The sequence below is a fragment of the Bacteroides sp. Ga6A2 genome (genome assembly GCF_000702225.1).
Classification (GTDB): Bacteria; Bacteroidota; Bacteroidia; order Bacteroidales; family Bacteroidaceae; genus Ga6A1.
The window spans coordinates 14,473-38,072 of record NZ_JNKX01000001.1 but is presented as its reverse complement, the minus strand read 5'-3'; the positions used below and the strand labels follow the sequence as shown (position 1 = coordinate 38,072).

Annotated in this window: 18 protein-coding genes; 13 read left to right on the top strand and 5 right to left on the bottom strand. The window is 45.2% G+C overall.

Going from position 1 to position 23,600, the window contains the following annotated elements; translation table 11 throughout:
• The 3 genes from T538_RS0100155 (at position 1) to T538_RS0100145 (ending at position 2,574) form a co-directional block, all read left to right on the top strand.
• Entirely contained in the window at positions 1-1,071 is a 1,071-nt protein-coding gene (locus T538_RS0100155) for a fimbrillin family protein (protein ID WP_031540306.1), read from the top strand.
• Positions 1,072-1,139: 68 nt separating this feature from the next.
• Positions 1,140-1,769: a hypothetical protein gene (locus tag T538_RS0100150; RefSeq protein ID WP_031532988.1), complete on the top strand. Its 630-nt coding sequence runs from the start codon at positions 1,140-1,142 to the stop codon at positions 1,767-1,769.
• A gap of 61 nt (positions 1,770-1,830) precedes the next feature.
• Positions 1,831-2,574, top strand: a complete 744-nt coding sequence (locus T538_RS0100145) for a hypothetical protein (protein ID WP_031532989.1) — start codon at positions 1,831-1,833, stop codon at positions 2,572-2,574.
• Between the two features lie 144 nt (positions 2,575-2,718).
• Here T538_RS0100145 and T538_RS0100140 read toward each other — a convergent pair whose 3' ends face one another.
• The 3 genes from T538_RS0100140 to surE form a co-directional block, all read right to left on the bottom strand.
• On the bottom strand, positions 2,719-4,107 hold the full coding sequence (locus T538_RS0100140) for a sodium-dependent transporter (RefSeq protein WP_031532991.1): 1,389 nt from the start codon (positions 4,105-4,107) through the stop codon (positions 2,719-2,721).
• A 65-nt stretch (positions 4,108-4,172) separates the two neighbouring features.
• Positions 4,173-5,309, bottom strand: a complete 1,137-nt coding sequence (lpxB, locus tag T538_RS0100135) for a lipid-A-disaccharide synthase (protein WP_031532992.1) — start codon at positions 5,307-5,309, stop codon at positions 4,173-4,175.
• Entirely contained in the window at positions 5,306-6,067 is a 762-nt protein-coding gene (surE, locus tag T538_RS0100130; RefSeq protein WP_031532993.1) for a 5'/3'-nucleotidase SurE, read from the bottom strand. The genes lpxB and surE overlap by 4 nt, the downstream gene beginning before the upstream one ends.
• Before the next feature lie 197 nt (positions 6,068-6,264).
• Here surE and T538_RS0100125 point away from each other — a divergent pair, with 197 nt between their 5' ends.
• The 5 genes from T538_RS0100125 to T538_RS0100105 all read left to right on the top strand — a co-directional run bounded on the left by T538_RS0100125 (position 6,265) and on the right by T538_RS0100105 (position 12,463).
• Positions 6,265-7,032: a ParA family protein gene (locus T538_RS0100125; protein WP_031532994.1), complete on the top strand. Its 768-nt coding sequence runs from the start codon at positions 6,265-6,267 to the stop codon at positions 7,030-7,032.
• A gap of 3 nt (positions 7,033-7,035) precedes the next feature.
• Positions 7,036-7,947, top strand: coding sequence for a ParB/RepB/Spo0J family partition protein (locus T538_RS0100120; protein ID WP_031532995.1), 912 nt, complete (start codon positions 7,036-7,038; stop codon positions 7,945-7,947).
• Positions 7,948-8,010: 63 nt separating this feature from the next.
• Complete coding sequence (locus tag T538_RS0100115) at positions 8,011-8,754, top strand: DUF5683 domain-containing protein (RefSeq protein WP_051655758.1); 744 nt, start codon at positions 8,011-8,013, stop codon at positions 8,752-8,754.
• A gap of 6 nt (positions 8,755-8,760) precedes the next feature.
• Complete coding sequence (locus T538_RS0100110) at positions 8,761-10,131, top strand: lytic transglycosylase domain-containing protein (protein WP_034538643.1); 1,371 nt, start codon at positions 8,761-8,763, stop codon at positions 10,129-10,131.
• Positions 10,132-10,201: 70 nt separating this feature from the next.
• Positions 10,202-12,463, top strand: a complete 2,262-nt coding sequence (locus tag T538_RS0100105; protein ID WP_031532999.1) for a RelA/SpoT family protein — start codon at positions 10,202-10,204, stop codon at positions 12,461-12,463.
• On the opposite strand, the gene T538_RS0100100 is transcribed toward T538_RS0100105, so the two are convergent.
• Positions 12,460-12,807, bottom strand: coding sequence for a MerR family transcriptional regulator (locus T538_RS0100100; RefSeq protein ID WP_031533000.1), 348 nt, complete (start codon positions 12,805-12,807; stop codon positions 12,460-12,462). The two genes, T538_RS0100105 and T538_RS0100100, sit on opposite strands and share 4 nt — an antisense overlap.
• Before the next feature lie 117 nt (positions 12,808-12,924).
• On the opposite strand from T538_RS0100100, the gene alaS reads away from it, so the two are divergent.
• Positions 12,925-15,540: an alanine--tRNA ligase gene (gene alaS, locus T538_RS0100095; RefSeq protein ID WP_031533002.1), complete on the top strand. Its 2,616-nt coding sequence runs from the start codon at positions 12,925-12,927 to the stop codon at positions 15,538-15,540.
• 68 nt (positions 15,541-15,608) lie between these two features.
• On the opposite strand, the gene T538_RS0100090 is transcribed toward alaS, so the two are convergent.
• Positions 15,609-17,021, bottom strand: a complete 1,413-nt coding sequence (locus tag T538_RS0100090; protein ID WP_031533004.1) for an ATP-dependent DNA helicase — start codon at positions 17,019-17,021, stop codon at positions 15,609-15,611.
• Positions 17,022-17,114: 93 nt separating this feature from the next.
• Between T538_RS0100090 and T538_RS0100085 the strand changes: the two genes are divergently transcribed.
• The 4 genes from T538_RS0100085 to T538_RS0100070 all read left to right on the top strand — a co-directional run bounded on the left by T538_RS0100085 (position 17,115) and on the right by T538_RS0100070 (position 23,523).
• The gene (locus T538_RS0100085; RefSeq protein WP_031533005.1) at positions 17,115-17,744 is read left to right on the top strand and encodes a hypothetical protein; all 630 of its coding nucleotides are present in this window, start codon (positions 17,115-17,117) and stop codon (positions 17,742-17,744) included.
• A complete protein-coding gene (locus T538_RS0100080) occupies positions 17,725-18,549 on the top strand; it encodes a DUF3822 family protein (protein WP_051655757.1) in 825 nt (274 codons plus the stop codon). Before T538_RS0100085 ends, T538_RS0100080 begins: the two co-directional genes overlap by 20 nt.
• 13 nt (positions 18,550-18,562) lie before the next feature.
• A complete protein-coding gene (locus tag T538_RS0100075) occupies positions 18,563-19,111 on the top strand; it encodes an RsmD family RNA methyltransferase (RefSeq protein WP_031533007.1) in 549 nt (182 codons plus the stop codon).
• 494 nt (positions 19,112-19,605) lie between these two features.
• Positions 19,606-23,523 carry an N-6 DNA methylase gene (locus T538_RS0100070; protein ID WP_051655756.1) on the top strand — a complete coding sequence of 1,306 codons (3,918 nt, stop codon included), beginning with the start codon at positions 19,606-19,608 and terminating at the stop codon, positions 23,521-23,523.
• Positions 23,524-23,600 lie beyond the last annotated feature (77 nt).

Genomic DNA, 23,600 nt, shown 5'->3' with positions numbered 1-23,600 from the left:
ATGAAGAGATTGAAAACACTTAAATACATAGCATTCTGCACCCTTACCGCCGCAACATTCACCTCGTGTGAGATTCTGGATAGCGGTAGCCGCTCAACTTCCGACCTTGAGATTGACGGTACTACTATCAAGCTTCATGTTGCAAAAGGCGACACGAGAGGCGTTGAATACTACACTCCTACCGACGAGGAAGGAGGATACGTCCTGCCTATCGACCCCGACAAGGTGTCGCTGCCGCTGGCCATCAAAGTAATGACCGAGGAGGTGGAGAGCAAATGGCAGAACATTTCGGAATTCACCTGCTACGATTACATGTGGAATCCCGACAAACTCAGACTTACGCACAAGCCTACAAACGTTTATGCGTGGTATCCTACCGATATGCCATCAAACGGCAAGATTGATGTGAAGACTCCGAAGATTGTAACTCGCCAGAGTTGCTTCGACCCCGAGGAAACCGAAACCGTAGACTATCTGTACGGCAAGGGCGTGAACGCAATTACTCAGGGATATACAGTTTCGGCTGATGACAACGACAATCATGTCAGACTTACGCTTAGGCACGCTCTGACAAAGATTCACATCATCATACAGCGCGACGAGACATATACCGGCAAGGGCGCAATCTCTGCTCTCGAACTGTTTACCGAGGACAACAAGGTCTGCAACAATGCAAAGATGGATGTCAAGACAGGCAAGATTTCAGACTGCACGGCAAACAACAACGTTATCCGCTGGGAGATTCCGACAGAGAAGATAAATACCGACCCAACGACCCACTACTATGCCCTTACGGTGCCAATTCCCGATGGCGAGCAGCGTCCGATAAAGTTTGCGCTGGTAGACGGCAACGACTACATCGAAACCGAGAACCTGAAGGTAGTTTATGGCGAAAGATGGGCACAAGAATATCTTGCATGGGAACAGGGCAACGAGTACATTTACTACCTCCGTCTAAGAGGCCGCCCGCTTAAAGTTAATGTAGTAAGCGTTGAAAATTACGTGCCTGTTCCAGCCAACGGCGAGGAATGGATTAACATTGAGCCAGACAAAGACCAATTCGACGACTAAAATAACAGAAGAAAGATGTCTGCACGGTTGCAGACATCTTTTTTTACACATCATATTTAGACATAATTATGAACGAATTATTAGAAGAACTGGAATCTGTTCTGATAGAAAGCGGTAATCCTATATTGAATAATATGGATGAAGACCTGCATTACAAGACAAAAGAACTTATTGTTGAGTATTTCAACAATTGTGACTTTAATTGTCTCCCAGAATTGCTGGATTTGTATCTGTGGAAAACGGGATGCAGCCATGAATTGCTTTTTAATTACAGAAAGACAGTTGAGACTGATTCTTTCACCAAACTTACAACTTTTGGTAATTACGCATCATACATAACGGCTACAAGTCTGTACATAAACAATCTACATTCAAACGTTTTTTATCCAAAATGTTGCGACAATATGCTGCCTTTCATTTTTTATGGTAACTTCGAGTATCCAATATTCTTGGACATGAATCCACAAAGCGACACCTACAAATCACTATGTCTATTTTGCCCACCTGTCACAAAGTCGGATAAGCCTGTTATGATGTATGACTCATTGGAAAGCTGGATGAAAACTATTATCCTATGCAATAAGCAGAAGATCTATCACATTGACGAGAAGGGTGCTTTGATTACTAATGCAGACGCAGAATACATTCTGTCAAAGGAAATGAACCCAAAGTCTCCATACTGGAATATATATGTGTAACATAATTAAGACATGTCAAAATACTCATTATATGCTACAAACAAAAAGACATATCATATTGATGAAAAAAATACTTTTATTACTGATATTTATGCTGAATATATGCTGTCAAAAGAAACCAGTTCAAAATTCCCACACGGAAAGTCATACGTGTAATAATCAAGGCAAAGTCGATAAGATGAAAGAGCTATTTAAAGAATTAGAGACGATTTTTATTGAAAACGGTAATCCGATATTAAAATATATGGATGTAGAAGCAAGCCGTAAAAGCGAAGAAGACATCAAGAACTCATTCAAGGCATTAGGACTTGAGTGCTGTCCTGAGCTATTAGAACTGTACAAATGGAAGTCGGGATGCAACGAGAAGATTCTGTTTTATCTTGAAGACTTTGACAAAGCGTTGAGACTCTGTAGCTTCGGGAATCTTATAGCATACCCAATATCAGCCAAAATGTATAATGGATATCAACAATTTGACCAATACTGGTTTACAGACAGCTGTCTGGTTCCAATCATCTCTGATGGTATTTACGAAGATCCTGTTCTAATCAACCTAAACCCAAAGAGCAAGGATTTCAAGGCTATTTATTTCTACAGCCCAGCTTGTTGTCTGTGTCCAGTTCCGATGAAGATATACGATTCTATAGAAAGTTGGTTGGAAACAATTATCCAATGCTACAAAACCCACATTTATCAAATTGATAAAGACGGTTTTCTTATCTACGATGCCAAAGCAGAAGCTGAACTGACAAAGAAACTTAATCCAAACTCAGAATATTGGTTTGATCCACGTAATGCATGGTAAATATCAATAAACCCAAATCGGTCGTTAGAAATTAGGCATGTCTATTCTTCTAATGACCGATTTGGGATAAAAAGTCACTTCACAATACCCAAGAAGCCATTTCGAAATTTGAAATGGCTTCTTTGTGTTATTTTTAAGTTTCGTCTAATACAGTCCAAAACAGCCGAGAAGAAGCACTATAAGCATGATTGGGACAACGTACTTTAGCATTACAACATAGAGCGTCTTGCGGCGGAATTTATAGCCGTTAAGACGCATCTCGCCAACAAGCAGATTTGGCTTTACAACCCAGCCTATAAGTACGCAAGTACAGATGGCAAGGAATGGCATAAGAATGTTGTTGCTAATATAGTCGAAAATGTCGAGAATCTGCCCCTTTGTTCCGTTTGGCAATACATACTCGAAATACAAGTCGTTGTATCCCTTGCAGACGATAAACGAGAGTACCATGCCAATGCCGCCTATCAGAAAGACTGATTTCGTTCTGCTCCACCCAAAACGGTCAATCAGACTCGACACACACGCCTCGAGAATAGAAACGGCACTCGTTATGGCTGCAAAAAGAACCATAACAAAGAACGCCGCGCCCAAGATTGCGCCAAACACGCCAAGCGAATGGAATACTTTTGGAAGAACCACGAACATCAGTCCAGAGCCTTGCGACATTCCCTCGGTTCCCATAAACACATAAACTGCCGGAATAATCATCAGACCGGCAAGAACGGCTATAATAGTGTCGAAAATCTCAATTCGGTCTACCGCCTTGCCAAGATTCACATCGCGGCGCATATACGAGCCGTAAGCCACCATAATGCCCATGGCTATGGAGAGCGAGTAGAACAACTGTCCTGTGGCATCGAGAACAATCATGAGGAAGCGCTTGAACGTAACGCCCTCGAAATTCGGGACAAGATAGATTATCGCTCCGTCTATTCCCGTACGGGTAACGCCATTGGCATCGGTATGCGATATTGTGAGCGAATAAAGGCAGATGAACAGCACGAGGACTATGAGCAACGGCATTATTATGCGCGAGAACTTCTCGATGCCCTTCTCCACTCCGCGATAAACGATAACGAAGCAGAGCGACGCAAATATAACCATATACAAAACCGGAGCCCATTGTCCTGATATGAAATTGCCGAAAGCCCCGTCGGCAACAACCTCCTTGCTGTTGAACGAAACATAAGTACACATATATTTCAGAACCCATCCGCCAATAACGCAATAATAGGGATAGATTATAAACGGAACGACAAACGACAGGTATCCGATGAAACTCCACCGTTTGTTGAAAAACTTGTAGGCTGTAAGAGGTCCTTGCTGAGACCTTCGGCCGATAGCCACCTCGGTTATCAGAAGCGTGAAGCCGAACGTTATGGCAAGAACGATGTAAGTCATGAGGAATATTCCGCCGCCGTCTCGGGCTGCAAGATACGGAAATCGCCATATATTTCCGAGACCGACGGCGCTACCTGCCGCAGCAAGAACAAAACCTAAAGAACCACTAAATGAGTTTCTATTTTCTTCCATTTATTAACTAAAATGTATTTCTTGCTGCAAAATTATAAAAAATACGGACTATTCCATTACAAAATTCAACTTAATGATTCAATTATGAGTTTTGCGGCATGTTCTGGCGCGCCTGTTTCGCCAAGTTTCTGTTTCAGTTCGGCATACGAAGCCAGCATTTCGTCGCGCGCCTCTCCGCCATTCAGCACCTTCAGAAGTTCGGTTCGGGCAGCCTCGACGGTCATGCCGTCGGCAATGAGTTCCTTAACGCCCTCGCGACCGAGAACAAGATTAACGAGCGAGACGTAAGGAATCTTGAGGAAGAAACGGCGCAGGAAACTGTAAACCTTTCCGAACGGCAGATAGTAGCACACCACCTGCGGAACGCCGAAAAGAGCCGTCTCGAGGGTTGCCGTGCCCGATGTTACGAGCGCAGCCTCGGCTTGCATAAGCAGACTATACGTTTCGTTTGGAACAACCTTCACTCCCGTTCCCGAAAGATATTTGTCGTAGAGAGCCATGTCGATGCTCGGCGCACCAGCCACAACGACCTGATATCTGTCCATAAGCGGACGGACGGCCTCGACCATCAGCGGAAGGTTGTCGGCAATCTCCTGCTTACGGCTTCCTGAAAGAAGGGCGATAATCGGCTTTCCTTCGAGATGCGTTCGGGTTGTGAAGCCGGCAAAGTTCTCGTTGTGCTCGCTCTTGAACTTCTCAACCTCGTCGAGCGTAGGATTGCCAACATACTGAATTGGATAATTATGCTTCTTCTCGAAGAAATCGACCTCGAAAGGAAGAATCGAGAACAGTTTGTCTACATCGCGCTTTATGTTCTTGATGCGATATTCCTTCCACGCCCAAATCTTTGGCGCGATGTAATAATAAACCGGAATGTTGGTTTTGGCATGAATGAATTTTGCGATATCGAGATTGAAGCCCGGATAATCTACCAGAATAAGCACATCGGGCTTCCAACCAACAATATCATTCTTGCACATCTTCATGTTGCCGAGAATGGTTCGAAGATGCATCATTACGGGAATGAAGCCCATGTATGCAAGTTCTTTGTAATGCTTCACCATCGTTCCGCCAACAGCCTTCATGTTGTCGCCGCCAAAGAAGCGGAATTCGGCTTCGGCATCGCGTTGCTTTATCGCCTTCATCAGGTTCGAGGCGTGAAGGTCGCCACTCGCCTCGCCTACCACAAAGTAATATTTCATAGATTCCAGTTTTTCATTTCGTCGAGAAGCGAGTAACTCGTCGCGTCTACCGTTGTTGGAGTGATGGCAACATAGCCGTTGGCCAAAGCCCATCCGTCTGTTCCCTCTTCGAGTTCGCGGTCGGTCATCTCGCCCGTGAGCCAATAAACCTGTCCGCCTCGCGGATGCTCCATCTTAACCCATTCCTTGGTCCATTGTGCATTCATCTGGCGGCATATCTTAATGCCCTTGTACGATTCTCCCTTCGGAAAATTAACGTTCAGACAAGTGTTTCGGGGCAAGCCCTTCTCGAGCACCACGGATACAATCTTGCGGACATAGTCGCGCATCGGTTCAAAATTGGCATCGGCACTATAGTCGTCGAGCGAGAAGCCTATGCTTGGGATGCCCTTCATGCAGCCTTCCTTGGCAATTCCCATCGTGCCAGAATAATGAACATTTATCGATGAATTGTCGCCGTGGTTTATTCCGCCCACAACGAGGTCGGGAACGCGGTCGGTAAGTTCCTGCAAGCCGAATTTAACGCAGTCAACCGGCGTTCCGGTAAATCCGTATATTGCCAGTCCCGGCTTCTGGGTTATCAGTTTGCACGTTGCTGATGCTGTGACATTTATGGAGCAAGATGCGCCGCTGCGCGGTCCGTTTGGTGCAACGACCAGAATTTCGCCCAATCCTTGGAGCATCGAAACAAGCGTGTTTATGCCTTTTGCATTTACTCCGTCATCGTTAGAAACAAAAATAAGTGGTAATTTTGTCATTCTTTCTATTAATTTTTTAAAGACAAAATTAAAAAAAAATAAATATTTATGAGTATCTTTGCGAAATTAAATGCTCATAAATGAGAGTTTTCAACAATTAACATAAGTTATCAACAATTTGTTAAATAACTTTGTATGCGGAAGATTGCAAATTGAAGAATTTGCTTAAATTCGCACCGTTAAAATATTTTTAATGTATGGGAAAAATTATCGCATTGGCAAACCAAAAGGGTGGCGTTGGAAAGACTACCACTTCTATTAACCTTGCTGCTTCTCTTGCAACTCTCGAGAAGAAGGTTCTTGTTATTGATGCCGACCCTCAGGCAAATGCATCTTCAGGTTTGGGCGTTGACATTAAGGAGATTGAAACATCTATATATGAGTGCATAATAAATCAGGTTGACATTCACGACGCAATCTACACAACCGACATCGAAGGCCTCGACATCGTACCTTCTCACATCGACCTTGTAGGTGCCGAAATCGAGATGCTCAACCTCGACAACCGCGAGAAGATTATGAAGAATCTGCTCGACAGCGTAAAGGACGAGTACGACTTCATCCTTATCGACTGCTCGCCTTCTCTCGGACTCATAACCGTCAACTCTCTCACCGCAGCCAATTCGGTAATAATTCCGGTGCAATGCGAATACTTCGCCCTCGAAGGAATCAGCAAACTGCTCAACACAATCAAGATTATCAAGAGCAAACTAAACCCATCGCTCGAGATTGAAGGATTCTTGCTTACGATGTACGACTCTCGCCTTCGTCTGGCAAACCAGATATACGAGGAGGTTAAGCGTCACTTCCAAGAACTTGTGTTCAAGACAGTTATCCAGCGCAACGTTAAGTTGAGCGAGGCACCAAGCCACGGAATCCCAGTAATCCTTTACGATGCCGACTCGGCCGGCGCAAAGAGCCATCTTCAGTTGGCTCAGGAAATAATTCAGAAGAATAACAAGTAATATATGGCAGTTCACAAGAAATATCCAGCACTTGGCAGAGGTCTTGATGCGCTCATTTCAGAAGAGCCAGTCAAGGCTGAAGGCTCGTCTTCGATAAACGAGATTGAAATAAGCAGCATTCAGGTAAACCCAGACCAGCCGCGACGCGAGTTCGACGAGACCGCACTTCAGGAACTGGCAAACTCTATAAGCGAGATTGGCATCGTTACGCCTATCACGCTGCAAAAGCTGGGCAACGACCGCTACCAGATTATTGCCGGCGAACGCCGTTGGAGAGCATCGCAGATTGCAGGCAAGACTACCATTCCGGCCTACATCAAGGAAGATGTAAGCGACAAGTCGGTAATGGAGATGGCTCTTGTAGAGAATATCCAGCGCGAAGACCTTAACCCGATAGAAGTTGCACTCGCCTACCAGAAGATGATTGAGCAGTACGACATGACTCAGGACCGCCTGAGCGAGCGCGTGGGAAAAAGCCGTCCAGCCATTGCAAACTCACTCCGACTGCTCAAGCTGCCTGCACCTATACAGCTCGCGCTTCAGGGCAAGCAGATAACGATGGGACATGCACGCGCCCTTCTGTCGGTAGAAGACCCAAAGAATCAGATAAAACTGTTTAACGAGTGCATAACACACGGATACTCGGTCCACAAGGTTGAGGAACTGGCAAAGAGACTTAGCGAAGGAGTTGCCGTAAACACCAAGGACGGAAAGAAGATAACCCCGAAAGGTGCAAAACTCCCCGAGGAATACAACATCCTGAAGAAGCAGCTGTCCGAATTCTTCAATAGCAAGGTTCAGATGTCTTGTACAGCCAAGGGAAAAGGCAAAATCAGCATCTCGTTCAACAACGAAGAGGATCTGGAACGAATTATGAACATTTTCGATTCACTAAAATCTGAATCAAAACAGTAAAATACCAAGGTGTGCATTAACATAACCATAAAGCGTACCTTACTTGTCCTGCTCTGTCATCTGATGATGTGGAGCGGGATATGTGCTTATGCGCAGAATCCAACTTCGGCCGACAGCACCGCCGTTCAGAGCATCGCAGGCGACTCGGTTGTGGCAGCCATAGAAACGCAGTCTGCCGAGATAGCGGCAATGCCAAAGGCAAGCATGAAGCGAGCACGCATCAAGGCCGACTCGCTCATAGCCGACACGACATCGCTGGTAAAACAGACAAAGAAACTAAAGAAAGATTTCGCGGCCAACTGGCAACCAAATCCCAAGAAGGCTCTGTGGATGGCACTCGTCATTCCCGGCGGCGGACAGATATATAACCGCAAATACTGGAAACTGCCGTTCGTCTACGGCGGATTCATGGGATGCGCCTACGCCCTGACGTGGAACAACATGATGTACCGCGACTATACAAAGGCGTATGTAGACCTCATAGACGACGACCCAAAGACGCAGAGCTACAAGAATTTGCTATCAACCCGATACAGCGACGACAACTACGTTGAGGAAAATAAGACACGACTCGTTGACTTGTTCAAGCGCCGCAAAAACTATTTCAGAAGATACCGCGACATGAGCATGTTCTGCGTCATCGGAGTATATCTTCTGTCGGTAGTCGATGCCTACGTAGATGCCGAGCTGTCATCTTTCGACATTTCAAAGGACCTGAGCATGAAAGTGAAGCCTACCGTGATAGGCAACCACAACGTACCGCTTAAAGGACAGGCGTACGGCGTTCAGTGCTCACTAAACTTTTAAAAATATATGATGAGAAAAATAGGTATTATCTGCTTGACAATGTTGATGTCTGCCCAGATGCAGGCACAAAATGAAATCACCGTATACGACACAAACACAGGCGAAAACGAGGTTATCGAACTTCCTGAGGGAATGACCGAGAACATCGACAGCCTGCTGAGCAACTGGCACTCACAGAAGTTCCTTCAGGTTAGTGGCGACTGCCAGATGAAGGACGAGAACCGCGAGTACACGCCAGAGACATACACCGAGCGTCTAAGCATGATACCTAACGTCATAGAAATGCCATACAACGATGTTGTGCGCAAATTCATCGACATTTACACAGGCAGACTGCGCCGCTCTGTTTCGGCCATGCTCGGAAGTTCAAACTTCTACATGCCGATATTCGAAGAGGCCCTCGATGCATACGGTCTGCCTCTCGAACTGAAGTATCTGCCGATAATCGAATCGGGACTTAATCCGAAGGCTACATCGCGCGTAGGCGCAGCCGGACTCTGGCAGTTCATGATTACAACCGGAAAGCGTTACGGACTCGAGACTACAAGCCTCATCGACGAACGCCGCGACCCGATAAAGGCAAGTTACGCAGCTGCCCACTATCTGAAAGACCTTTACAACATCTATCAGGACTGGACCCTGGTTATTGCAGCCTACAACTGCGGTCCGGGCACGGTAAACAAGGCTATCCACCGCGCCAACGGCGAGAAGGACTATTGGAAGATTTACAACTATCTGCCAAACGAGACCCGCGGATATGTCCCATCGTTCATCGCCGCCAACTACGTCATGAACTTCTACTGCGAGCACAACATCTGTCCGATGGAGGCAAAACTGCCAGCAGAAACCGACACGGTAATAATAAGCAAGCAGCTTCATTTTCAGCAGATAGCAGATATGTGCAACGTGAGCATGGACGAAATAAAGGCTCTCAACCCCCAGTATCGCACAAACGTAATTCCGGGAAACCAGAAGCCTTGCATCCTCAGACTTTCGCACAATGCCATAAACTCGTTTATCGATGCCGGCGACAGCATCTACGCCTACAAAGCCGACGAGCTGTTTACAAAGCGTAACATAGTTGAGGTTAGCAACGACATCAGTTCATGGCAGAACAGCCAGCCAAAGCGCGGCAGATACGTACGCCGCCACGGCAGAAGAGTTTGGGTGCCTTACAAGAACCAGCCGGCAACGGCAGCAAGCAAGCGCAAAAGACGCGGCGGTAGCGGAGGAAACACAGCCTATCACAACATCTCGGGCGGCGAAACCCTAAGCAGCATAGCCAAGAAATACCACACAAGCGTAAAACATCTGCAAAAGATAAACGGCATAAAAGGAACAAACATTCGCTCGGGCGAAAAGATAAAGGTTAAATAACAAAAAAAGGAGTACCGATGGTGCTCCTTTTCTTTTTTTTATTACCTTTGTGAAATAAAAGGATAATACAATGGAAGAACTACATACAAATGCAGTCATTGATGAAGAAAAGATGATTGACGATGCGTTTCAGGAACTTCTGAACGACTATCTTGCTTCGCCTCACCGAAAGAAGGTTGAAATCATCACTAAGGCTTTTAACTTCGCGCGTCAGGCTCACAAGGGTGTGAGACGACTGTCGGGCGAGCCTTATATCATGCACCCTATCGCCGTTGCAAAAATTGCCTGCAACGAGATTGGACTCGGCTCTACATCAATATGCTCGGCTTTGTTGCACGATGTAGTCGAAGACACCGACTATACCGTAGAGGACATCGAAAACATCTTTGGTTCTAAAATAGCTCAGATTGTTGACGGTCTGACAAAAATCGCCGGAGGAATCTTTGGCGACCATGCGTCGGCTCAGGCAGAAAACTACAAGAAGCTTCTGCTCACGATGAACGACGACATACGCGTTATCCTGATAAAGATTGCCGACCGTCTGCACAACATGCGCACACTCGGTTCGCAGAAACCCGAAAAGCAGTACAAGATTGCAGGCGAGACGATGTACATCTATGCTCCGCTTGCCAACCGTCTTGGACTGAACGCCATAAAGACGGAACTCGAGGACTTGAGCTTCCGCTTTGAATATCCCGAAGAATACAAGAAGATTGAAGAAAAGCTTGCGTCTACACAGGCAAAGCGCGACTCCGTTTTCGAGGAGTTTACCGCACCTATACGCGCCGCACTCGACAAATGGGGCATAAAATACACCATCAAGGCAAGAATAAAGTCGCCTTATTCCATCTGGAACAAGATGCAGAACAAGCATGTTTCGTTCGAGGAGATTTACGACATCCTTGCCGTGCGCATCATCTTCGAGCCTCTGAAAGAGGAGCAGGAACTGAATGAATGTTTCGACATCTATGTTGCCATAACCAAGATATACAAGCCTCATCCCGACCGCCTGCGCGACTGGATTAGCCGTCCGAAGGCAAACGGATATCAGGCTCTGCACGTTACCCTCATGAGTCATCAGGGCGCATGGATTGAGTGCCAGATCAGAAGCAAGAAGATGGACGAAATTGCCGAGCAGGGGTTTGCCGCACATTGGAAGTACAAGGAAGGCACAACATCTGAAGGCGAACTGGAGAAATGGCTGCACACCATCAAGGAGATTCTCGACAATCCGCAGCCCGACGCCATCGACTTCCTCGACACAATAAAACTAAACCTGTATGCTTCAGAAATCTTCGTCTTCACCCCGAAAGGCGAGATAAAGACGATGCCGGCAGACTGTACCGCGCTCGACTTTGCATTCAGCATTCACACCTTCCTCGGAAGCCATTGCATCGGCGCAAAGGTCAACCACAAACTCGTGCCAATAAGCCACAAACTCCAGAGCGGCGACCAAGTAGAGATTCTCACATCAAAATCGCAGCACATTCAGCCTTCGTGGATTACGTTCGTGTCTACCGCCAAGGCTAAGGCTAAGATTGAGGCAATCCTCCGAAAGGAGCGTCACGAGGCGCAGAAGAACGGTGAGGAAATCTTCAAGCAGTTTGTTCAGAACAACGACCTGAATATTGCCGAGATAAACATGCTCAACCTGCTCGACCTTCACAAACTCGAAACCGTAGACGAACTTTACTATCAACTTGGACAGAAAACCATCACACTCGGAAGCGAGGATGTAAACGCACTTCACGGTCTGCCATCTGAAAAAGACCGCAAGTGGACACGCTATATCCCATTCTTCGGCGGAAAGAAGAAAGAAGGCAACGGCAAGAAAGCTCAGCAAGGCAAAGAACCTAAGAACGAAAACATAGCCGTAACCATAGAGAAAGGCAAACCGCTAATCCTCAACGAGGCTACGGTGGGCTCTAGATACATCATTGCCGAATGTTGCCACCCTATTCCGGGCGACGACGTGCTTGGTTACTACAACGACAAGAACAAGGTTTACATCCACAAACGCCAATGCAGCGTGGCATACAAGCTAAAGACAAGCTACGGAAACCGTATTCTGGCTGCTATGTGGCAGATGAACAACAACTCGCTGTTCTCGGCAACCATACAGATGCAGGGAATCGACGTTGTGGGACTTCTGAATTCGGTAACAAGCGTGCTCACAACCATGCAGGTGAACATAAACATGCTGCACGTTGAAACCAACGACGGAATTTTTGACTGCAAGGTAGAGATAAGCGTCCATAACACCAAGGAGATAAACGATGTTATAGACCGCCTTAAGCAGATAGAAAGTATAAAAGAAATTGCAAGAGTTTAGGTAAGATGGCCGAGTTGTTTTTTTATTACAAGCAACTCGGCTTTTATGCTTTTAAGACGTTCAAGAAGTTCGGTATTCTTTGCAACGCCCTCCTTGTTCCCCTTCAGGGCTTTCTTTGCGCCTTCGAGCGTCATGCCCTTCTCCTTTACAAGATGATATACGAGTTTAATCTGTTCAACGTTTTCCCGAGTGTACTGTCTCACGTTACGGCTGCCCTTCTTAGGCGCGATATTCGGAAATTCCTTTTCCCAATAGCGCAGAAGAGTGTCTGTAACACCAAACATCTCAGCAACTTCTTTTATCGAGTAAAAGAGTTTATGATCTTTATTGGAATTTAGCGACATTTTTTTGTTTTTTACACAGAAGAAAACAATATTTTAAACAAATTTAAGGCAAAAATAATATAAACAAGTTATCTTTGCAAAGATTATTCAAGAATATTAACTTCATAACTATAAAATATGTTGACTGCAAAAGAAATCAGAGAGTCATACAAGAAATTCTTTGAGAGTAAGGGGCACCTGATTGTGCCTTCTGCACCTATGGTCATAAAAGATGACCCAACCCTTATGTTTACCAACGCTGGTATGAACCAGTTCAAGGACATCATCCTTGGCAACCACCCTACAAAGAGCAAGCGATGCGCCGACTCACAGAAGTGTCTGCGCGTTAGCGGAAAGCACAACGACCTTGAGGAGGTAGGACACGATACCTATCACCACACAATGTTCGAGATGTTGGGCAACTGGAGCTTCGGCGACTACTTCAAGAAAGAAGCCATCGAATGGGCTTGGGAGTACTTGGTAGACGTACTGAAACTCGACCCAAAGGATTTGTACGCAACTGTTTTTGAAGGCTCTGCCGAGGAAGGCTTGGAGCGCGACAACGAAGCCGCTGCCATCTGGGAGAAATTCCTTCCTAAAGACCACATCATAAACGGAAACAAGCACGATAACTTCTGGGAGATGGGCGACACAGGTCCTTGCGGTCCATGTTCAGAAATCCACATCGACTCACGTTCTGAGGAGGAGAAGGCTAATGTTCCGGGAGCACAGATGGTAAACAAAGATCATCCGCAGGTTATCGAGATTTGGAACCTCGTGTTCATGCAGTACAACCGCAAGGCAGACCACTCACTCGAGCCACTTCCTGCAAAGGTTATCGATACAGGTATGGGATTCGAGCGTCTGGTACGCACACTTCAGGGCAAGACATCAAACTACGATACCGACGTATTCCAGCCAATCATCAAGGTTATTGCCGAGATGGCAGGCGTTGAGTACGGCAAGGACGAGAAGAAGGACATCGCAATGCGAGTTGTTGCCGACCACCTTCGCGCCATCGCATTCTCTATTGCCGACGGTCAGCTTCCAAGCAATGCAAAGGCTGGCTACGTTATCCGCCGAATCCTTCGCCGTGCCGTTCGCTACGGCTACACATTCCTCGGACAGAAGAAGGCATTCATGTACAAGCTTCTGCCTACCCTCATCGCTGAGATGGGCGATGCTTATCCAGAACTTCCTGCACAGAAGGAGATTATCTCTCGCGTAATGCAGGAGGAGGAAGAGTCATTCCTTCGCACACTTGAGACTGGTATCAAGCTGCTCGATGGCGTTATCAGCGACACAAAGAAGGCTGGCAAGACCGAGATAGACGGTGTTCAGGCATTTACTTTGTTCGATACATTCGGCTTCCCTCTCGACCTTACAGAACTTATCTGCCGCGAGAACGGAATGACCGTTGACGAGAACTCGTTCAACGCCGAGATGCAGAAGCAGAAGGAGCGCGCCCGCAACGCAGCATCTGTAGAGACTGGCGACTGGGTTACTCTGAAAGAAGGCGAAACAGAATTCGTTGGATACGACTATACTGAATACGAATGTAACATTCTGCGCTACCGTCAGGTAACTCAGAAGAAGCAGACATTCTTCCAGATTGTTCTCGACAAGACTCCTTTCTATGCCGAGATGGGTGGTCAGGTTGGCGACAGCGGTGTTCTTTGCAGCGCAGACGAGACTATCGAGGTTATCGACACGAAGAAGGAGAACAACCTGCCAATACATATCGTAAAGAAGATGCCGGCTAACCCTAACGCACCTTTCATGGCATGTGTAGATGTTGACCGTCGTCATGCTAGCGAGGCAAACCACACAGCTACTCACCTTCTCGACAAGGCTTTGCGCGAGGTTCTCGGCACACACGTTGAGCAGAAGGGTTCATACGTTTCGCCAGAGGCTCTGCGCTTCGACTTCTCACACTTCCAGAAGGTTACAGACGAAGAACTTCGCGAGGTTGAGCGCAAAGTTAACGAGGCAATCAGAGAGAACATCAAACTCGAAGAGTTCCGCGACACTCCAATCGAGGAGGCTAAGAAGCTCGGCGCAATCGCCCTCTTCGGCGAGAAGTACGGCGACAAGGTCCGCGTTGTAAAGTTCGGCGATTCTGTTGAGTTCTGCGGTGGTGTTCACGCATCGGCTACAGGCCGCATCGGAATGTTCAAGATTGTAAGCGAAAGTTCGGTTGCAGCAGGCGTGCGCCGTATCGAGGCTATCACAGGCAGCAAGGTTGAGGATTTGCTCTACAAGATTGAGGATACAATGAAAGATTTGCGCGCTTTGTTCAACAACGCACCAGACCTTACCGTTGCCATCAAGAAGTATATCGACGAGAATGCAGGCTTGAAGAAGCAGGTAGAGACATTCGTAAAGGAGAAAGCCGCTTCAGCAAAGCAGGAACTCATCAGCAAGGCTGTAGACAAGAACGGCATCAAGGTTATCAGCGCAGTTCTTCCATTGCCAGCCGATGCTGTGAAGGATCTTGCCTTCCAGATTCGTGCCGAGGTTGAGAATTCTGTATTTGCCGTAGGTAGCCTTTCTGACGGCAAGCCAATGCTTACAGTTGCTATCAGCGACAATCTTGTAAAGGAGAACGGTCTGAACGCTGGTCAGATGGTTCGCGAAGCAGCCAAGTTGATTCAGGGCGGCGGTGGCGGTCAGCCTCACTTCGCAACAGCCGGCGGAAAGAACGCCGATGGATTGCAGGACGCTGTAACAAAACTGGCTGAATTGGTTAAGTAACTTTTGTTTTTTCCATAAATGAGAAAGAGCCGTGGCAGACTTCAACGTTTGTCACGGCTCATTTCGTATCAGAGCACCTGCTCCTTTGCCCAGTTTACCAGAAATAGTTTTTCGGTAGCGCGGGTAAACGCGGTGTAAAGCCATCTGAAATAATCGGGCGTAAGCATATCGTCGGTCATGTAACCTTGGTCAACATATACGCAGCTCCATTGTCCGCCCTGCGCCTTGTGGCACGTTACGGCATAGGCATATTTTATCTGTAGGGCGTTGAAGTATTCGCTCTTGCGCATCTCCTTCAGTTTGTCGCTCTTCAGCGGAATGTCGTTGTAATCCTCGAGCACGGCGTTGAATAGTTTTTCCTGCTCGTCGGGAGTGAGCGATGGCGACTCGCTGCAAAGCGTGTCGAGCAACACGGTGGCGCTCATCTCCTCGTCGTTGCGGTCGGGAAACTCCAGCTCTACATCGGCAAAGCGGAAGCCGTACAAATCCCTCACCCTTCGGTATCTTCTCAGTATGGCAATCTCGCCGTTGGCTATGAAGTTGTCTTTCTGAGTCCAGAAATAGTTGTTCTTGGCAATCATCAGCATATCGCCCGATGCGAGTTCGTCCTCGTAGTCGAGAACCGTCTTTCTTATTCCTTGATTATAGATGTTGGCACGCTTGTTTGAGCGCGTTATCACGATGGTGTCGTCGAGCCCATACTTGTGATAGTTCTCTGCCAGACTCTCTATAAGCTGGTCGCCGCGCACGTTTACGATGTCGGCAAAGCCCTCGAACTTTATCTTCGGAAGCGACATTCCGCCGCCGTCGGCAACAATCTGCCTAAGGCGCGTTGCGTTCCACAAAATTCCGCCGCCGTTCTTCTGGCGCACCACATCGCTCAGTTCCGCGCTGTACACCTGCAATCCGTACGAGCCGACGACATGAGCGTCGAGCGCAGGCGATTCGCTCTCGCCCACCGGCGGAAGCTGGGCTGTATCGCCTACCAGAAGCATCCGGCACGACTGACCGTTGTAGATATACTTTATCATATCGTCTAAAAGCGCGCCCGAGCCGAACTGCGACGTGGCAGACTGCGCTCGCGATATCATCGAAGCCTCATCAATGATGAACAGCGTATTCTTGTGCAGATTGTCGTTAAGCGAGAATCTTCCGCCGTCGGCATCGAGCACCTGCTGGCGGTAAATCTTGCGGTGAATGGTGAAAGCCGGGCGTTCGGCATGGAGGGCAAACACCTTTGCAGCCCTTCCCGTAGGGGCAAGGAGCATCACCTTTACGCCCATCGCCTCAAGAGCCTTTACGAGTGCCGAGATAAGCGTTGTCTTACCTGTTCCGGCATATCCGTTAAGAATGAACGCACTCTCGTCATCGCCGCTGCGCAGGAATTCGGCCAACTTTTTTATTACATTTTCCTGCTGAAAAGTTGGCTGGTATAAAAATTTTTCTTTAATTTGAAGCGCTATTTGGATATTATTGTCCATATACAATTAAAAAGTCAGCCGAAAAATCGGTGTTTTAATAAATTTATCTTATTTTTGCGGTACGAATATAAACAATAAAATTAACATAACATTATGAAAACTGTTTTTAATGTCATTCTGGTTCTCTGCGTTGCAGGATTAGCATACGTCAGCTACCAGAGCATCAAGGCTCCTATCGAATTCAGCGAGACAAAGGATTTGAGAGAGAAAGCGATTATCAAGAAACTTATTGATATCCGTAGTGCAGAAGTTGCATGGGCCGAGGCTCACAACCGTCACTATACAGCGGATTTCGACTCACTAATCGATTTCGTAAAGAACGCTAAGACTAAGGAAATCAAGAAGGAAGGCGTTCTTACAGATGAGCAGCTTGAGGCAGGAATGACAGAGGAGAAGGCTGTTAAGTTGGGTCTCATCAAGCGTGATACAATGATCGTTTCAGTTGCTGAGAACCTTAAGATTAAAGACATCGACAATTTGGCTGAGGTTCCTTACGGAAACGGCAAGAAGTTCAACTTGAAGACTGGTCAGCAGTACAACTCAAAGACTGAGACTACTCTTTACTTGTTCCAGTGCGACATCGATTATGACACATACTTGAGCGGTCTTAACGATTCAGAGCTTAACGCATTGAAGAACAAGGCTGAGAAGGGAGGCAAGTTTGCAGGCCTTAAGGTTGGTGACGTAGAATCTCCAAATAACAATGCAGGTAACTGGGAGTAATAACATTACAGCATATAGTCTATCCATCCGCCTTTCAGCGGATGGATTTTCTTTTTTTCTACACACTCCTTCGCAAGAGGATTCGTTCACTCACATTCAGTATGCCACAAAATCGACCATCTCGATTACAGCAAACCTGAAGAACGCCTTCCAGAGCGAAGATGTGCTGAAACGCGACTACCAGAGGGTTAACATTATCCTCTGCGATTCGAGATACACCATCATTCCAGTAGAAGAATTCGACGAGGATAAGGCTGAAGAGATATTCTGCTACAACTATCCCGAAGAGACAGGAACAATGGTGATGCACAACGTACTGCCAAAAAACAAGGCGGTAATACTGTTCTCGGTAGACAAGAATACGGAGCAGCTTATAAGAGAGCATCATCCAAACTGCCGTTTCTACCATCAGATGACATCGGTTGCCGAGCATTTCTTCGAGAAAAGCTACGTTGGCAGCACCCTGAAGATGTTCGTCTACCAGCACGAGAGATGCAGCGACATCTTTGTGTTCGACCGTGGCAGACTTCAGTTTACCAACACTTTTCCAAACCGCGAGACCGACGATAGCATCTACTACTACCTCTACATCTGGAAGCAGCTCGGACTGAGCCAAGAGAACGACGAGATGCACTTGGTTGGCAACCTGCGCGACCGCAAACGGCTCTTAACCGAACTTAGAAAATATGTGAGAAAGGTTTATCTGATTGACCCGGCAATGGAGTTCGAAAATCAGAAAATAGCGGAGAAAGAGGATGTTGCATACGACGCAAAGACTCTGCTGCTCTACACACCACAACAATAACGTTTTTTTATTTATGAGAGTAATAACAGGAACGCTAAAAGGACGTCATTTCGATGTTCCGCGCTCGTTCAAGGCACGCCCAACAACCGATTTTGCAAAGGAGAATCTGTTTAACGTTGTGCGCGCATATATCGACTTCGAAGACGACTGCGAGGCACTCGACCTCTTTACGGGAACGGGAAGCATAAGTCTGGAGCTCGTCTCACGCGGTTGCAAGCGCGTTATTTCGGTCGAAAAAGAGCCGCTGCACTACACCTTCATAAACAAGATTGCAAAGGAACTGAAGGCAGAACAATGGCTTCCGCTGAGGGGCGACGTATTCAAGTACATTACGCGATGCGGCGAGAAGTTCGACTTTGTGTTTGCCGACCCACCCTACGCGCTTAAAGAGCTTGCTACGATTCCCGATTTGGTATTCGAGCATAATCTGCTAAAAGACGACGGTCTGTTCGTATTGGAACACGGCAAGGACTACGATTTTTCGGAGCATCCCAACTTTGTTGAGCACCGCCACTACGGCAGCGTAAACTTCTCTTTCTTTAAGAACAAAGGCGAAGAATAAAACAAGAACAGTTTATATTTTCAAACTCCTTCGGAAGAATAATTCCGAGGGAGTTTTTTATACCACCTAACCATTATCAGGAAATAAACATTAAAATCATCTCTTATTTTTTACATTCCACCAATTCTTCACTATTGATATTTTCCTTACAAACCTTTGTCGATGCCGCAAAAAATCATAATTTTGCAAACAACAAAAATTTAAACATTATACAAGAAAAGATTTTTTTTAACATATTGATAAAATCATAGCGTTTGCTATTTATTCGAGATGCTCTGAAAATTTGGCGATTAGAAGATGCAATCACACGAATAAGTTCAGTGAACGTTCGCGCCTTGGCGTGGACGGAACTTATTTGTGATTGCAGGTCACGCCAAATACCTCAGAGCGCAATAAGGGAAGTCCGCGCTTCTTTTATTTCGGCTCAGAGGTATTTGTTTGTGAATCTGTATTCATCGATAAGTGGCTGAACGCTAAAAGCACAACGTTCAACTATGATAACAGTAGAAAAACTGACAAGTCTTTTAACAAACTTTGGCTTTACCGAAAGCGATAAAGTTTACAAAAAGACATATACCAATGGCGCAAGCATCGAGGTCAATCTCAAAACACAGAAGATTACATACGCGCCATTAGATAACAATTTTCAGAACGGAGAATATCCCACTAAAGAAAATCCAGCCAAAGGTTTTGTGATTCACAGAGACACAACTTTGGACTTCAAGGCAAAAGAAAATTTTGTCTGTCTTGTTTGCGTTCATCTTCTGCTCGAAAAGGGATATGAAGCAAAACACATTGTTTTTGAACCTGCTTTCAAGGTTGGACATGTAAACAAGCCATCATACGGCGATATTCTTGTTTTCGACAAAGAATATAAACCACTTGTGCTGATTGAAAACAAGACCTACGGCGGTGAATTCAGTCACGAGTGGAACAATATGCAAAAAGATGGCGGACAGCTATTCAGCTACCTCGGTCCGCTTGTCAACGAACTTGGGTTCTGCGAGAACCTTGTGCTTTTTGCAGCTGATTTTGAGGATAAATTGATTCTGAAAAATCATATTATCACGCTGAAAGATAATAAAAAGCGCATCGACGAACTGAATAACCCTAAAACGTTCAGCAACGCTCAAGGTAAATATTTTGATGTGTGGAGTGAGACCTATGCAAAATCATTCGAGACAAAGGGATTGTTTGAGAAAGATATTGCCGCATATTCCATTGGGAAACAGAAATATACTGTTGCCGATTTGAAGGAGCTTTCGCACGCCGAAATCCGCCCTATTTATCATGAGTTTGCAACAATACTGCGCAACCATGCTATAACAGACTTTGAACACTCGTTCTACATTCTGATAGATTTGTTTCTCTGCAAGATTACCGACGAGCGCAACAATCCCGAAGATTTGCAATTCTACTACAAAGGCATCACTCGCGACACGCCAAAGGAATATTGTAACAGGTTGTTGAAGCTATACCAAGAAGGCAAAAAACAACTCTTCAATGTAGATGTTGTAAACAAAGAGGAAAGCGACATCAAACAGATTTTCGAGGATACAAACCGCTCTGTCACGAACGGACTTTTCGCCGGCATCAAAGAGTTGTTTGAAGAAATCAAATTCTACAACATCAAGAAATTCAATTTTATAGATGTTGAGAACAAAGAAGACTTCGAAAAGAACTTCCAGATTCTCATCAAGATAGCAGCACTTATACAAGACATAAACCTAAGCAACAGCGAAACGAACCACTTCTTCGGCGATTTGTTTGAGGGTTTGCTCTCTAAGAACGTACACCAAACGGAAGGTCAGTTTTTCACTCCACTTCCCATTGTAAACTTTATCATCAAATGCCTACCCGAATTCCCTAATTCCGGAAACGTTAAGGTGCTTGATTATGCTTGTGGTGCTGGTCACTTCCTTACGGAGTTTATAAAAAGCTACCCTGCCGCCAAAGCATACGGCATAGAGAAGAGCCAGACACTCAGCCAAGTGGCTAAAATTGCAACCATCATAAATGGTAGCAAAGATGCACGAATTGTTTTCAAAGACTCGCTTAGTATCCTAAATACGCAAGAGGTACGTTTTCAAGGGTTCGATAATGAAAGCTTCGACTGCATTATTGCTAACCCACCATATAGCGTGAAAGGCTTTTTGAATACTCTGACGGATGATGACAGAAAGCAATTTTCCCTTACAGATTCGATAGAAGAAAAAGCATACAGTGCAAACAACAGCATAGAATGTTTCTTTATTGAGCGCACAAAGCATTTTTTGCGTTCAAATGGACTTGTTGGTATAGTGTTACCGAGTTCCATTCTTTCAAACGGTAATCTTTACATAAAGACAAGAGAACTGTTGTTTGCCAATTTCAACATCTTGGCAATAGTAAACCTAAATAGCCGTACCTTTGGCTCAACTGGCACAAATACTATTGTACTTTTTGCACAAAGAGTAAAGAACAAGAATTCGCATGGACTTTTAGAGACATTCGAAGCCAAAAAGGATTACACCCAATACACAACGTATCAAGCAATTAACAATTATATTCAAAAGCAAGGCTACGACAAATCGTCGTATTTCAAGTTTATGCAAGATGAAGAATTGTCTGAAGCACTTAAACAACACGAGATATTTGCCGATTACAAGTTGAAATTTAAGTCATCGCCTATAAAGAAAGCCATTCAAATGGAATGGTTCAAGGCTTCATCTTTTTTCGATGATAAGGTAAAGGAAAACAGTAAGGCATTTAAGAAGCTCTTTGACGATTTTTGCAAAAGCGACGAATACAAAACGCTGGCAGAGGAAGAACAAGAAAGACAGTTTATTTCCTTTGCAAAGAAGATTGAACACGACAAACTCAATACGTTCATTCAGATAGAAAGCAACCAAGTAGCCATTCTTCAATCTCCGCCCGACAAGGTTGGCAACAAGAGCAATAAGGCTCAGATTGTGAAGTTCTTGGGCTACGATTGGAGCAATCGTAAAGGCGATGAGGGCATAAAGTATGAAACAACTCATAAGGAAAATAACGAAGACATCGCTGATAGCGATGAAAGCGACGTAGAAATCGCAACAGCCATCAACTCAATAAAATATATCGACACTCCACTTTATAATCCTAACGACGCGTGGGATAACTCAAAATTTGCATTTGCCATACGCAAGCATATTTACAATCAATGTCGCAAATTCTCTTTCGGCGAAAACAAGGAGGAGATAAAATCGGATTTCAACGGCGAAATGGGCGAACTGCTTTCATTCGCCAACTTGTCGGATATGGTTGATTTCAGCCGAACCGAGTTTGACAAATCTATAAAACTGACTGTTGATAAGAAGATTGAAATTAAGAGTAAGTATCCGTTACAAAGGCTGGGCGATTTGCTTTTGAAAGTTGAAGGAAATCAAACAAAAGTCGCTAAAGAAGACATTTTGTCATCCGGTTCAATTCCAGTAATAACACAAGAAGCTAGTAGTTTCATTACTGGTTATACAGAGGAACAAAAAGTAATCACAGATTTGCCATTGATCGTTTTTGGCGACCATAGTTGCACATTCAAATATGTGGATTTTGAGTTCGTGAGAGGTGCTGACGGGACGCAACTAATCAAAGTAAACAATCAGAATCTGAAGTACATTTATGAATTCCTTTGTTCTGTTGACATAGACAATAAAGACAAATATGAACGTCATTTCAAGTATTTGAAAGATGTCAAAATTCCTCTCCCACCTCTTGACATCCAAGCCCAAATCGTTTCTGAATGTAAAAAGGTTGATGAAGAATACAACGACAGCCGAATGAGCATTGAGGAATACAAAGAGAAGATCGCAGAAGTGACGAACGCAGTGAAAGGTGAAATAAAAAGATTGGGAGATGTGTGCGATATAAATTCAGGAGGAACACCATCTAAAAAGATTGTTTCATATTGGTCTAACGGAACTATACCTTGGGTTAAATCTGAAGTTTGCAAAGGTGATTTTGTTTATTCAACTAATGAATTTATTACAGAAGAAGGATTAAATCATTCAAGCGCAAAAATGTTTCCAGAAGGTACGACCTTAATTGCATTAGTAGGTGCAACAAAAGGGAAAACTGCCTTTCTAAAATTTGAAACTACAACGAATCAAAATATTGCGGGATTGCGGGTAAATAACAAGAACGAACTTAACGAGTTATTTCTTTTCTATATGTGTCGCTCTTCATATAATGTATTTGTAAAAGATTTACAACAATATGACATTTTGAATTTATCGAATATAAAGAACATTCATATCCCTATTCCTTCGCTCGCTGAGCAGCAACGCATCGTTTCTAAAATCGAATCCTACGAAGCAGAAATAGCCAAGGCAAAGGCAGTTATGGAAGGATGTGCAGAACGGAAGAAGCAAATTTTAGAGAAATATTTGCAATAGCATCAGCATAACGCTACAAAACAAGAAGTCGGTCGAACCGTCAACGTTGGTTGGGCAAAAGTTATCAAACGCAGAAA